Genomic DNA, 12,298 nt, shown 5'->3' with positions numbered 1-12,298 from the left:
GGGTGGGATTTTTTTTTCCGGCGTGGCCGGGGGGGGGGGGGGGGGGGGGGCGGCCCCTTTCCCCACCCCCAACCCCCGTTGGTGGGGGGGGTGGGGGGCCCCGCGGCCGCCCCGGGGGCCCACCCCTCCGATCTTTCCAGGCTCTAGGCGTCCTTCAGCTCCTGGCGCTGCCGCCCCAGTCCGTCGATCTCCAGCTCCACGACGTCCCCGGCCCTCAGATACGGCTTGGGTTCCGGCTGCCCCATGGCCACCCCGGCGGGGGTGCCGGTGTTGATGACGTCGCCCGGGTAGAGCGTCATGAACCGGCTGAGATAGCGGACCACCTCGCCGACCGGGAAGATCTGGTCGGCGGTCGTGCCGTCCTGCTTCAGCTCGCCGTTGACCCAGAGCTTCATCGGCAGCGCCTGCGGGTCGGGGATCTCGTCCGCGGTCACCAGCCACGGCCCGAGCGGGTTGAACGTCTCGCAGTTCTTGCCCTTGTCCCAGGTACCACCGCGCTCGATCTGGAACTCGCGCTCGGAGACGTCGTGCGCGACCGCGTACCCGGCGACATGGCCGAGCGCCTCCTCGGCGGAGTCGAGGTAGCGGGCGGTGCGGCCGATGACGACGGCGAGCTCGACCTCCCAGTCGGTCTTGACGCTGCCGCGCGGCACCAGCACCGTGTCCTCGGGCCCGACCACGGTGTCCGGCGCCTTGAAGAACAGGATCGGCTCGGCCGGGATCGCCGCCCCGGTCTCGGTGGCGTGGTCGTGGTAGTTCAGCCCGATGCACACGATCTTGCCGATCCGGGCGAGCGGCGGCCCGACGCGCAGCCCGTCGGCGTCGAGCACCGGCAGCTCGCCGGGGGCGGCCGCGGCGGCGCGCACGCGGGCCATCGCGGACTCGTCGGCGAGCAGGGCGCTGTCGATGTCGGTGACGATTCCCGACAGGTCACGCAGGGTGCCGTCCTGGTCCAGCAGCGCCGGCCGTTCCGCACCCGCCGTACCCACACGAAGCAGCTTCAACGGTCTTTCTCCCCTTGGTCGAGATCGGGCCCGTCGGATGGGTTGCGGCCATCGCAGGCTTGGCCGATCCTCCAAGACATCGGATCACTCCGCAAGACCCTGTTCACACACTGGACCGATTGCACGCGCCCCGGTGATCACGCCACCGTGGCCATGGCGGCGCCCGCGGCCGGCATGTCGCGGTAGAGGACGGCCCGCTCGACCGCGGTCCAGGTGGTGCTGGTGACGATGTAGAGGGCGGCGGCGAGCGGCACGTACGCGACCGAGACGAGCGTGAAGAACGACATCAGCGGCATCAGCTTCGTCATCGCGCCCATGCCGGGCACCGGCTGTCCGTCCGGCCCGGTGGTGGGCGTGGCGGGGGCCTTGGCGAGCTGGTTCTTCGTGCGCCGGTAGTTGAACGTGGCGACGGTGGCGACGATCACGAAGAGGCCGAGGTAGACCACGCCCTGCTCGCCGAGGAGCCCGCCGTCCGCGAGCGCGTCGTGCCAGCGCTCGCCGAGCGGTGCACCGAAGAGCCGGTGGCTGAGCAGCTCGTTGGGGTCGCCGCCGATCCGCTGGCTGGAGAAGAGGTGGTAGAGCAGGAAGAAGGCGGGCATCTGCAGGAGGCTGGGCAGGCAGCCCGACAGTGGCGAGACCTTCTCCTCCTTGTGCAGTTCCATGAGCGCCTTCTGCATGCGCTCAGGGTTCTTGGCGTGCGTCTTGCGCAACGCGGCGATCTGCGGCTGGAGCCTGGTGCGCGCCTTCTGTCCGCGCGCCGCGGCCCGCGAGAGAGGGTGCACGGCAAGTCGCACGAGGGCGGTGAACAGGACGATCGCGGCGGCGGTGGCCGCGCCCTGGAAGAGCGGTTGCAGCAGGTCGGCGAAGGAGCCGACCAGGCCGGCGAAAGCGGACATGAACGTGGACATGGGTGAGCCCTCCGGGGGGTCTCGTCGTGCCGGGAGAGAGATCTGGCTCGGCATGACGGCCCGCGTGGGGGTGCGCCGGGCACACACGTGAGCGCGTACCTGGGCGAAGCGAGGTGGGCGAGGTCCCTACGCGGCCGTCAGGAGGGCATGGCCGGGGGCTCGGGGCCTCCTGCGCCCCTTGGCGTCGGGATCGCGCTGCGGCAGGAACGCGGTGCGTTTCTCCCGGTCGCGCATGGCCGTGCGGACCCGGGTGCGGGGCACGGGGGCGGCGCAGCGGGCGCTGATCACCGAGCAGGCGACGAGGGCGGAACCGGCGGCGGCGGTGGCGGCGAGCGCGACCGCCGCGGAGAGGCTGCCGCCCTCCGCGAGGAGGACTTCGGTGAGGAGGAGGAGCAGGAGCCCGACCGGGCGGGGCAGCCGGGCGATGCCTCTGCGCAGGTGGTTGTTCATGCTGCCGGTCATCGGCCCTCCCCCTGCGCTCGGTGACCGCTGCCCGGTCCGGCGGGCTCGCACGTTCGGCCCTCCAGCCGTTATAGCACGACGCCTCCGCCGGGCGGCCGTCGCCGGAGCGGGGCGGCCGGCCCCTCAGGCGGGCTCGGTCTCCAGCGGCTGCAGCAGTCGGCGCGGCGCGCGCAGGGCGCGGCTGACCGGGTCGTCGCGGCCGGGGTCGAGTCCGTCGCCCGGGCGCATCTCGATGTCCTGCGGCGGTACGGCCAGTGCGCACGACGGGCATTCGCCGTACGCCCCCAGCTCCGTTCCGCAGGCGGCGTGGAGGAAGATCCGGCTCGCCCGCGTACCGGGAATGTGTTCGCTCCCCCACACCCCGAGGGTCCGCAGGACCGGCCAGAGGGCCTTGCCGCTGTCGGTGAGGAGGTATTCGTCACGCGGCGGCGACTGCTGGTAGCGGCGCTTCTCCAGGACTCCCGCGTCGATCAGGGACTGGAGCCGGGTGGCCAGAACGGCGCGCGGCACGCCGAGGTGGACGAGGAAGTCGCTGTAGCGGCTCACGCCGTAGAACGCATCGCGCACCACGAGCAGGGTCCAGCGCTCGCCGATCACTTCGAGCGCGCGGGCGATCGAGCAGTGCTGTGTCGCGTAGTCCTTGCCGAGAGCCATGGGAATCACTTTACCTCGTCGGTTCGATGAATGAACCAACACGTGCTAGCGTCAGCACATGGCCGGTCAGTTCATTCATCGAACCATGAGCGATGTGAACGGGACGGCCGGAACTCCTGGACCGACCGCAACGACAGCATCCACCGCCCGAGCCCCGGAGCAGCAGCCATGGCGCAGCCCGCACGCACCCTCCGCCAGCAGCCCGTGCACGCCGCAGGCAGCACCCCGCCGCACCATCCGGCCCGCACCCCGGCCCCCCGGGGCGTCCCCACCCGGCGCCCCGGCGCGACGCTCGCCGTCACCGCCCTGGCCACCGCGGTGGCGCTGATGAACTACACGTCACCGCTGACGACCGTCCCCGCCGTCTCCGCCGCGCTCGCCACGCCCGCCTCCGCCCAGGCCTGGCTGATCAACGGCACCCCGCTCGGACTCGCCGTCTTCCTGCTCGTCGCGGGCAGCCTCGCCGACGACTACGGACGCCGCAGGCTCTTCCTCATCGGCACCCTCGCCCTCGGCGTCACCACCGCGGCCGGCGCCCTCGCGACCACCACCCTCGCCTTCACGCTGGCGCGGGTCGCACAGGGCGCGGCCGGCGCCGCGATCCTGGCGACGAGTCTCGGTCTGCTGGTCGGAGCGTTTCCCGCGGGAGCGGCCAGGATCAGGGCGACCGGGATCTGGGGCGCGTCCGTGAGCGGCGGTATCGCCCTCGGCCCGCTGCTCGCCGGCTCGCTGGGCACCATCGACTGGCGGCTGACGTACGCGGTGCTCGGGCTCGCCTCACTGGTGACCACCGCCTTCGCGTTCCGTACGCTCTCCGAGTCCCGCGCCCCTCGCGGCGGCCGCCCCGACCTGGTGGGCGCGGCGGTGCTGGGCCTGGCGATGACCGCTCTGCTGAGCGCACTGACACTGGGCCGGGACGGCTGGCTGCGCGCGCCCGTCGCCCTGCTGCTGCTCGCCGCGCTCGCGCTGACGGCCGTTTTCACCGCGGTGGAGCGCCGGGCGGCGGCTCCGCTGATCGAGCTGTCGCTGCTGCGCAACCGCCCGTTCCTGACCTCGTCGGCAGGCGGGCTGTTCACCGGCCTCGCGGTGATCGGCCTGTTCAGTTACCTGCCGACACTGCTGCAGGGGACGCTCGGCCTGTCGGCGATGGGCACCGCATGGCTCTTCCTGCTCTGGTCCGGTTCGTCGTTCGTGGTGGCGCTCCAGGCCCGGCGGCTCACGGGCCGCGTCTCGGCGCGCCATCAGCTGGCCGCGGGCTTCGCCCTGCACGCGGTGGCGGTGGTGACGCTGCTCGGCGTCCTGGACTCGCCGCACGCTCCCACCGCCGGGGTGTGGCTGCGGCTGATCCCCGCCCTCCTCGTCTCCGGCGTCGGCAGCGGTCTGCTCAATGCCGCACTGCCCCGGGTCGCGGTCGAGTCGGTGCCGCCGGAGCGGGCTGCGATGGGCTCGGGAGCGAACAACACCGCCCGCTACATCGGCTCGTCGGCGGGGGTCGCCGTGACCATCGCGGTCGCCACCTCGGGCGGGGGCGCAGACGCCGCACTGCTGCTGTCGGTGGGGCTGGCGCTGGCGGCGACGGTCGGAGTCATGCTCCTGCGGGACCGGCCGCTCCCCCTGCGATGAGCTCCGGCTCACCGATCTCGTCCCGCGCGAGCACGTCGTCGTCGGGCCGGTCGTCGTGCTCCCGGGGACCGGCGTACGTCACCGCGAGCGCGACGACGAGGTTGGCGGCGAGCGCGACGATGCCCGCGTTCACCCCCCATACCGGGTCGTGCTCGGTGAACACGAACCCGCAGACCGTTGCCACTCCGACGGCCAGCCCGGCCATCGCCCCGAGCAGCGTCAGCCGCCGCCATATCAGCCCCAGCAGCACCATGGGGAGCAGCTGAGCCATGCCCTCGTACGAGATGAGGGAGAGCCGCACCAGCGTCGTCGGCGCGGTGTAGGTGAGCACCAGCGCGATCACGCCCGCGGCCACCACGACGGTCTGCGCCGCGCCCTTCTGCCGGTGGCGCAGGCGGGGCACCAGCGCGAGCACACTGCGCCCCCACATCGTGCCGATGACCAGCATGAACACGGCCATGGGCACGATCGACGACAGTGCGGCCGCCACCCCGATGACGCCGACCGCCCAGGCGGGCAGCGAGTCCACGACGAGCTTGAAGAGCGCGAGGTTGGACTCCGCGCCGACGAGCCCCGGGACGACGAAGAGGGCGGCCATGCCGAGCAGCATCGGGATGAAGAGCAGCACGTTGTAGGCGGGCAGCCACATCGCGTTGCGGCGCAGCACGTCGGCGTTCTTCGCGCCGAGGTAGCCCGCGACGGTGGTCGGGAAGATCACCACGGTGAGGGAGTTGAGGAACGAGGTGGTGATGAACCACGCCTGCCCGAGCCCGCTGTCGCCGTGCCCGGGGAAGGTCAGCCACTCGCGCTTCTCGGTGACGAGCCGGTCGAGGAAGGGCCCGTACCCGTCGAAGTAGTGCAGGGGCACGTAGCAGACGAGGAACCCGAGCGTGGCGATGACCAGCACGTCCTTGAGCACGGACACCCATGCGCTGCCGCGCAGCCCGCTGATCACGACGAAGCCCGTGGTGACGGCGAAGGCGATGAAGTACGCCCAGTTCAGGCTGATGGCACCGTACGAGATGGTGGAGACGACGACGCCCATGCCGGTGATCTGGAGCTGGATGTACGGAAGCAGGAACGCGGTCGCGAGAACGGCGACGAGCGCGCCGAGCCAGGGCCGCCCGAAGCGGTGCGCGACCATGTCGGTGATCCCGACGAGCCCGTGGCGGCGGGCGTACGCCCACAGCATCGGGCCGACGACGTACCCGACGGCGTACCCGCAGGACATGTACGCGACCACATAGAGCACCGGCGCCCCGTAGTTGTAGCCCCATCCCGCGGCGCCCAGATAACTGAAGCTGGTGTATCCCTCACCGGCCATCAGCACCCAGATGAAGACGGTCCCGAGGCTGCGTCCGCCGACCGACCACTCGGCGAGCCCGTCACGGCCCCTGCCGCCTCTGCCCCGCACGGCGAGCAGCCCGAGCGCGACGGTGGCCACCATGAAGACCGCGAAGACGGAGGTCGCGACCGCGGCGTTCACCGGCGGTCCCCCCGTCGGGTCAGCCATACGGCGACGGGGGTGAGCAGGGTCGCCCCGAGCAGCCACACGAAGAGGAACGGCAGTCCGAGCACGACCGGATCGACCCGGTTCACGAACGGCAGCGCCCCCAGGTAGAGCACGTAGGGAACCAGCAACCACAACAGATGCGGACGTCGTCTGAGCACGTCGGAAGAGCTTACGACGGTGTCGGCGGTCGAGAACCCGGTGGGTCGGGTCGGTCAGGGGTCCTGGCATGCTCACCGGCATGATCTTCCGTACTGCGACACGGCAGGACCTGCCCGCGATCATCGCGCTCCTGTCCGACGAGGACACCGTGGTGGATCCCCGGACCGTCGAGGTCGACGAGGCGTACGCGCGGGCCTTCGAGTCCGTGGACTCCGACGGCCGTAACGAGATGGTGGTCCTGGACGGGGGCGACGGTACGGTCATCGGCTACCTGCAGCTCACCTACATCCCTGGTCTGGGACGTCACGGCCAGGAGCGTGCGCTCGTCGAGGGGGTGCGGGTACGCGCTGACCGGCGCGGTGCCGGTCTCGGCCGAGAGCTGCTCACCTGGGCCATCGACCGGGCACGTGACCGTGGCTGCACGTTGGTGCAGCTGACCAGCAACAAGCGGCGGGCCGAAGCCCACCGTTTCTACGGCTCGCTCGGCTTCACCCCGAGCCACGACGGATTCAAGCTGCCGCTGTGACACCGACGCCGGGCCCGTGACGTGAGGGCGGCCGCGCGGGTTCTTCGGGTGCGAAGACGAAGTGGGCCCGGGCGGCCTTGTCCCGTCCCGCCTTCACCGGCATCCCGCGCGCACATCTCGGCGGTCGCGCTAGGGCGCGCTGCCCCTTCGGACCCCGCCGTGTCACAACCGGTATCCGCTCCCTCACGGCCCGCACGGCAGGCGCGGGAACCGTAACTCTCCAGGACCGGAACAAGCCTCCGCCCGGGAGCCGTACAGCAGTACGGTGTGATTCATGCGCCCCGACACGCCTGCTGACCACATCGCCGAAGCCGAGCGCCTGCTGCGCACCGCGGCGCAGTACCCCGACGACCGGGAGCCACTGTTCCTGCGGGCCGCCGCCCACCTGGAACTCGCCGGCGAGCGCCCTCGCGCCGCCGCCCTGTACGACGACCTCCTGGCCGAGGACCCCGCCGATCCGCACCTGATCAAGGCGCTCAAGGCCGCCAACCTCTGGGAGTACGGTCACGAGGCCGAGGCCCGCGCGATCATCGACGGACTCCGGGCGGCGGGCCCGCTCGAAGCCGCCCCCTGGCAGATCGCTGCCGAGACCCTCGAATCGCACGACGAGCTGGAGTCGGCGCTCGACTACTTCACGACCGCACTGACCCTGATCCTGGCGCCGGGCGAAGAAGTCCCCTACGCCACCCATGCCCTGCTGATCGGCCGCCACCGGGTACGGCGCCTGATGGGCGTCGAGCACGACGTCTGGGACGAACTGGCCGACACCCTCCACACGTCCACGGTCCCGCTGGACGAACTCCACGACCCCAAGCGCCTGTGGTCCCTGGGCTCCTCCGACCCCGGCGAGCTCCAGGCCGAGATCACCCGGCTCCGCGCCGAACTGGGCACCTACCGCACGGCCCTCTCCCGCCCGTTCCCCGTGGCGGTCCTGCACTGGACCGCGGGCGAGCTCGACGAGCTCCTCACCGCGTACCCGGCCCTGCGCGAGGAGTACCCCTCCCACCCGGAGCACCTGAACCGCCTGGAGGCATCCCTGCGCGACCTCCACGCCGCGGGCACCCCGAACCTCGGCATCGTCACCGGCACCATCCCCTCGTACGAGGCGTTCGCCGCCTCGGAGGCCACGTCCCCGTCCGACCCGAACCTCCTCCCGCAGTACGCCACCACCCTCGCGGCCCGCGGCCGCGCGGTCCCGTGGCCCCCGGCCCGCAGCGCGGCGTGCTGGTGTGGATCGGGCCGGGCTTACCGGGACTGCCACGGGGTGGCGTGAGGCGCACCCAGAACCGATCTGCGAAGGGCCCCGCCGAAGTACGGGCGGGGCTCTTCCCGTTCACCGTGTCGCCGAACCCTCGGCTACGCCTCCCTCTCAACTAAGGGCTGCCGAAACGGTTTGTCAGTCCCGCTTGATACAACTGCATCCGTAGGTGTCGGATGAGGGGGACTCGGCCATGCCCAACGACTTTAGAAGCGACTCAGCTCCGGTTGCTGGGCTCTACGAGACGCTGATTACTCATCGTCTCGAAGAACGTATGAAGCAGCTCGACGCCGTGGGTTGGCGCACCATCGACGAAATAGTCGGTTCTGAATCCGCGCCTCACGTGCTGTCACGCCATATCGGGAACGTCGTACGGCGGGTCCTGCAAGGCCTCGCACCCGCTGAGCAGGTGCTCGCGGCCAACCACATCTTGGAGCAGCTCAACACCATCGAGGGTGCAACTGATTGGGTCGACCTGGTCACCGATGGCCCTCGACAGTTGCTCGCAGTCGCGGAACAAGAGGCTCCGGGCGTCTACGCAATCCGTCCGGCCACGCCCCTCTCCGAGACGGCGCTGCTCACGAACTCACCTGACGACCCCAGCCTGGGCTTTGAGCTGCGCGCCGAGTTGGCTACAGCGGACCGTGTCGATCTCCTCTGCGCCTTTGTGAAGTGGCACGGACTCCGCGTCCTTGAACAGTCGCTCTCCTCCGCACGCGATCGCGGTGTACCGATCCGCGTACTGACAACGACCTACATCGGTGCCACAGAACGTCGCGCGTTGGATCGCCTGGTCCGCGAGTTCGGCGCCGAGGTGAAGGTCAATTACGAACTCCGCTCAACCCGCCTCCACGCCAAAGCATGGCTCTTCCGCCGAGACAGCGGCTTTGATACAGCCTACGTAGGCAGCTCGAACCTTTCCAAGGCTGCGCTTCTCGACGGGCTCGAATGGAACGTCCGGCTGTCATCGGTCGCCACACCCTCCGTCCTCCGCAAATTCGAGGCAACATTCGACGCGTACTGGAGCGAACGCTCCTTCGAGTCATACGACCCCGACCGCGACGCGCAGCGTCTCGACGATGCGCTGTTGCACGCTGGCGGTTCCAGCCGCAACGGTGACACCACCATCACGCTCTCCGGATTGGAAGTCCGGCCATATCCACACCAGCGCGACATGCTTGAACGCCTCCAGGTGGAGCGCACCGTCCACGGTCGGCACCGCAATCTCCTCGTCGCTGCGACGGGCACAGGCAAGACCGTGATGGCAGCATTGGACTTCAAGCGCCTGCGGCAGACGCTAGGTCGTGATCCGCGGCTACTCTTCGTGGCCCACCGGAAGGAGATCCTGGAGCAGTCACTGCGCGTCTATCAGAATGTGCTGATTGATGCGAACTTTGGCGAGCTCTTCGTCGGCGGGGAGATTCCAGGCAACTGGACACATGTGTTCGCCAGCGTCCAGTCACTCAACTCGCGAGCGCTGGACCGCTTCGCTCCAGACCACTTCGACGTCATTGTGATCGACGAGTTCCATCACGGCACGTCCCCCACCTACCGTCGGATCCTGGATCACTTCGAGCCGCTAGAGCTCCTGGGACTCACCGCCACCCCGGAACGCATGGACGGGCTGAACATCCAGGACGAGTTCTTTGAGGGCCGGATCGCAGCAGAGATGCGCCTCTGGGAAGCCCTTGAGAACGACCTGCTCAGCCCATTCCACTACTTCGGCGTAACTGACAATACCGACATGAGCGCCATCACGTGGAAGCGAGGATCGTACGACGCCACGGCCCTCAGCGATCTCTTCACTGGCAATACCGCACGAGCCAGACTCGTCGTGCAAGCGGTGCAGGACAAGGTCGCCGACCCGGGCACGATGCGCGCCCTGGGCTTCTGCGTGTCAGTCGCGCACGCAGACTTCATGGCCGACTTCTTCCGTCGAGCCGGCCTCGGTGCGGTCGCACTGTCCGGCCAGACACCACGCCACGCGCGTAAGGACGCCCTCGATCAGCTCAAGGCTGGCACGCTCCAAGTCATCTTCTCGGTAGACCTGTTCAATGAGGGGCTCGACATCCCCGATGTCGACACTCTGCTCCTGCTGCGCCCCACGTCCAGTGCGACGGTGTTCCTCCAGCAGCTGGGCCGAGGCCTGCGCCGAACGGAGGACAAAGCTGTCCTCACTGTCCTGGACTTCATCGGTCAACACCGCAAGGAGTTCCGCTTCGAGGAGCAGTTCCGCGCACTAACCAATCTCACCCGCAATCGCCTCCTCGCCAACATCGCGCAAGATTTTCCACAGTTGCCGTCTGGCTGCCAGATCATCCTTGAGACCAAAGCCAAGGATCTGATCATTAACAACATTCGCAGTCAGATCAGCGTCAACGTCACTCAGCTCGCGGCTGAGGTCGGCGAATACGCGAAGCCTCAAATCGCCGACTACCTCAAGGAAAGTGGTCGAGAGCTCAGGGAGCTCTACCGGGGAAACGGGAACTCATGGACAGGGCTACTCCGTCGGGCCAAGCTCCTCACCGGGTCCGGCCCAGAAGGCGAAGCAGCGCTACTCAAGCGGGTTTCAGCGTTCCTCCACGTCGATGACCCGCTTCGAGTCGCCGCGTACAGCAAACTCCTCACCGCCGATGCCCCCGCCTACGACGAACTCAGCGAACAGGAACAGGCATACGCCCGCATGTTCTTCTTCTCTCTGTGGCCGTTGGGCGGAGACTTCACCAGCTACCAGGAGGGCTTCAATACCCTCCGCCACCAGCGCGCCTTCCGGGATGAACTTGCCCAAGTCCTCGCTTACGCCCTGGATCTAGCGGATCACGTACCCGTCCCCCTGCTCGCCGGTCACGCGAGCATGCCGCTGACCGTCCACGCCTCATACAGCCGTGAAGAGATCCTCCCCGCCTTGGGACAGTCCTACATAGGCGGCTTCATGCCTGGACACTTCCGCGAAGGCGTGAAGTGGTGCGAAAACATCCAGACCGATGCCCTGCTCATCACGCTCGAAAAGGACGCGAAGGACTTCTCACCGGAGACGCGCTACAAGGACTACGCACGGAACGAGTGGTTGTTCCACTGGGAGTCCCAGAACCAAACCTCGGAGTCATCACCCACCGGCGTTCGGTACCAGACCCATAAGGAGAAGGGCACTGACGTCCTCCTCTTCGTGCGCCGCTACAAGAAGACGGACATCGGCGGGCCCCAGCCCTGGATGCTCCTAGGACCCGCCGAATACGTCGAGCACAAGGGGAGCAAGCCCATGGGGATCGTCTGGAAGCTGCGTCATGAGATCCCGGCGGATGTGTGGTCCTACTCAGCCATCGCTGTGGGCTAAGACCGTGCCTATGAGTGAGGCGGACAAAGTTCGCTGTCGGCAGTCAAGGGTTACGACGAGGTCAAGGAAGGCCCCGCGGGCCCCACATCGCCGTATGTCACAGCGCGTGGGCGCGGTTTGTCACCTCTCTGCGCGCCCAGTAGGGGCCGAGGGATCCTCAAGGGTCGGGATGCAGGGTGACAGCCGTGGCTCGGTGTGTTCGGTCACGCTCCCGCGGACCAGCGCCAGGACGCGGACCTCGTTGCCATGAGCGGGGTCTTCGTCGTCGCGCAGGTGGAGAAGGCCGTAGGAGCCCGGAGCGATCGCGCCGACGTAATGGAACAGGTCGAGGATCTCGGGTGAGGTGCGGTGGTTGGAAAAGCCGCCCATGTGGAGGAAGGGCTCGCCGTTCATCCATCGGAGGTCGAGAAGGTAGGGGCTGTCGATCTGCTGGATCCGGTGCTGCAGTCTCTCGACGATCTCGGCCAGTCGGCTGTTGTCCTCATCGTCGGCGGCGCTCTCACAGATCGTGATCCAGCCGTGGTGTTCAAACATGGTGCGAGGCTATCGACGATTGAACAGCCGCGATGGGCCGAATTCGACGGCAGCGACGGTGTACGCACCGGCGAGCAATGGATCTGGAAGCCGGCTCGACGTGCCGGTCCTCGGTGATCGCGAGGCGGCCGTCGAAGCTCCGGAACTCATGCCATGGGCGGGAGGGGCCTTCACCGTTGAGTGGAGGGGACCGGTCCCGAGGGTGACGGCGTGGGGTACCGCGGGGGGGGGTGGCACCCCCCCCGCACCGGGGGGGGGCAGGGGCCGTGGTGGGGCGGGTGGTGGCCCGGGGGGGGCAACCGCGGGGGGGGGCGGGGGTGGGG

At 68.9% G+C, this 12,298-nt stretch carries 11 protein-coding genes; 4 read left to right on the top strand and 7 right to left on the bottom strand.

Annotation, left to right across the window (positions count from 1 at the left end; all coding sequences use genetic code 11):
* Positions 1-143: 143 nt before the first annotated feature.
* From ACFVXE_RS37535 to ACFVXE_RS37520, 4 genes are all read right to left on the bottom strand, one after another.
* Complete coding sequence (locus ACFVXE_RS37535) at positions 144-1,004, bottom strand: fumarylacetoacetate hydrolase family protein (RefSeq protein ID WP_389678137.1); 861 nt, start codon at positions 1,002-1,004, stop codon at positions 144-146.
* 137 nt (positions 1,005-1,141) lie between these two features.
* Positions 1,142-1,912, bottom strand: coding sequence for a YidC/Oxa1 family membrane protein insertase (locus tag ACFVXE_RS37530; RefSeq protein ID WP_389678135.1), 771 nt, complete (start codon positions 1,910-1,912; stop codon positions 1,142-1,144).
* 126 nt (positions 1,913-2,038) lie between these two features.
* On the bottom strand, positions 2,039-2,374 hold the full coding sequence (locus ACFVXE_RS37525; RefSeq protein WP_389678134.1) for a DUF6412 domain-containing protein: 336 nt from the start codon (positions 2,372-2,374) through the stop codon (positions 2,039-2,041).
* Between the two features lie 123 nt (positions 2,375-2,497).
* The gene (locus ACFVXE_RS37520; RefSeq protein ID WP_389678132.1) at positions 2,498-3,028 is read right to left on the bottom strand and encodes a winged helix-turn-helix transcriptional regulator; all 531 of its coding nucleotides are present in this window, start codon (positions 3,026-3,028) and stop codon (positions 2,498-2,500) included.
* 168 nt (positions 3,029-3,196) lie between these two features.
* Here ACFVXE_RS37520 and ACFVXE_RS37515 point away from each other — a divergent pair, with 168 nt between their 5' ends.
* Entirely contained in the window at positions 3,197-4,651 is a 1,455-nt protein-coding gene (locus ACFVXE_RS37515; protein ID WP_389678130.1) for an MFS transporter, read from the top strand.
* Here the strand turns inward: ACFVXE_RS37515 and ACFVXE_RS37510 are convergent.
* Entirely contained in the window at positions 4,614-6,137 is a 1,524-nt protein-coding gene (locus tag ACFVXE_RS37510; protein ID WP_389678139.1) for a sodium:solute symporter, read from the bottom strand. The two genes, ACFVXE_RS37515 and ACFVXE_RS37510, sit on opposite strands and share 38 nt — an antisense overlap.
* Entirely contained in the window at positions 6,134-6,292 is a 159-nt protein-coding gene (locus tag ACFVXE_RS37505) for a DUF3311 domain-containing protein (RefSeq protein WP_327249530.1), read from the bottom strand. Before ACFVXE_RS37505 ends, ACFVXE_RS37510 begins: the two co-directional genes overlap by 4 nt.
* Positions 6,293-6,402: 110 nt before the next feature.
* On the opposite strand from ACFVXE_RS37505, the gene ACFVXE_RS37500 reads away from it, so the two are divergent.
* The 3 genes from ACFVXE_RS37500 (at position 6,403) to ACFVXE_RS37490 (ending at position 11,441) form a co-directional block, all read left to right on the top strand.
* Positions 6,403-6,849, top strand: a complete 447-nt coding sequence (locus ACFVXE_RS37500; RefSeq protein ID WP_389678128.1) for a GNAT family N-acetyltransferase — start codon at positions 6,403-6,405, stop codon at positions 6,847-6,849.
* A gap of 274 nt (positions 6,850-7,123) precedes the next feature.
* A complete protein-coding gene (locus ACFVXE_RS37495; protein ID WP_389678126.1) occupies positions 7,124-8,122 on the top strand; it encodes an SEC-C metal-binding domain-containing protein in 999 nt (332 codons plus the stop codon).
* Positions 8,123-8,300: 178 nt separating this feature from the next.
* Positions 8,301-11,441, top strand: a complete 3,141-nt coding sequence (locus ACFVXE_RS37490) for a DUF3427 domain-containing protein (protein ID WP_389678124.1) — start codon at positions 8,301-8,303, stop codon at positions 11,439-11,441.
* Between the two features lie 120 nt (positions 11,442-11,561).
* Here ACFVXE_RS37490 and ACFVXE_RS37485 read toward each other — a convergent pair whose 3' ends face one another.
* Positions 11,562-11,975 carry an Imm7 family immunity protein gene (locus tag ACFVXE_RS37485; protein WP_389678122.1) on the bottom strand — a complete coding sequence of 138 codons (414 nt, stop codon included), beginning with the start codon at positions 11,973-11,975 and terminating at the stop codon, positions 11,562-11,564.
* Positions 11,976-12,298 lie beyond the last annotated feature (323 nt).

Source organism: Streptomyces sp. NPDC058231, from assembly GCF_042882275.1.
In the GTDB taxonomy this organism is placed as follows: Bacteria; Actinomycetota; Actinomycetes; order Streptomycetales; family Streptomycetaceae; genus Streptomyces.
The sequence above is the reverse complement of the archived record's forward strand: the minus strand, read 5'-3'. Positions and strand labels throughout refer to the sequence as shown.

Excerpts from the sequence above, each read along its gene's own strand:
- ACFVXE_RS37530 (WP_389678135.1), bottom strand. The coding sequence starts at position 1,912 with ATGTCCACGTTCATGTCCGCTTTCGCCGGCCTGGTCGGCTCCTTCGCC.
- ACFVXE_RS37500 (WP_389678128.1), top strand. The coding sequence starts at position 6,403 with ATGATCTTCCGTACTGCGACACGGCAGGACCTGCCCGCGATCATCGCG.
- ACFVXE_RS37525 (WP_389678134.1), bottom strand. The coding sequence starts at position 2,374 with ATGACCGGCAGCATGAACAACCACCTGCGCAGAGGCATCGCCCGGCTG.
- ACFVXE_RS37515 (WP_389678130.1), top strand. The coding sequence starts at position 3,197 with ATGGCGCAGCCCGCACGCACCCTCCGCCAGCAGCCCGTGCACGCCGCA.
- ACFVXE_RS37490 (WP_389678124.1), top strand. The coding sequence starts at position 8,301 with ATGCCCAACGACTTTAGAAGCGACTCAGCTCCGGTTGCTGGGCTCTAC.
- ACFVXE_RS37495 (WP_389678126.1), top strand. The coding sequence starts at position 7,124 with ATGCGCCCCGACACGCCTGCTGACCACATCGCCGAAGCCGAGCGCCTG.
- ACFVXE_RS37520 (WP_389678132.1), bottom strand. The coding sequence starts at position 3,028 with ATGGCTCTCGGCAAGGACTACGCGACACAGCACTGCTCGATCGCCCGC.
- ACFVXE_RS37485 (WP_389678122.1), bottom strand. The coding sequence starts at position 11,975 with ATGTTTGAACACCACGGCTGGATCACGATCTGTGAGAGCGCCGCCGAC.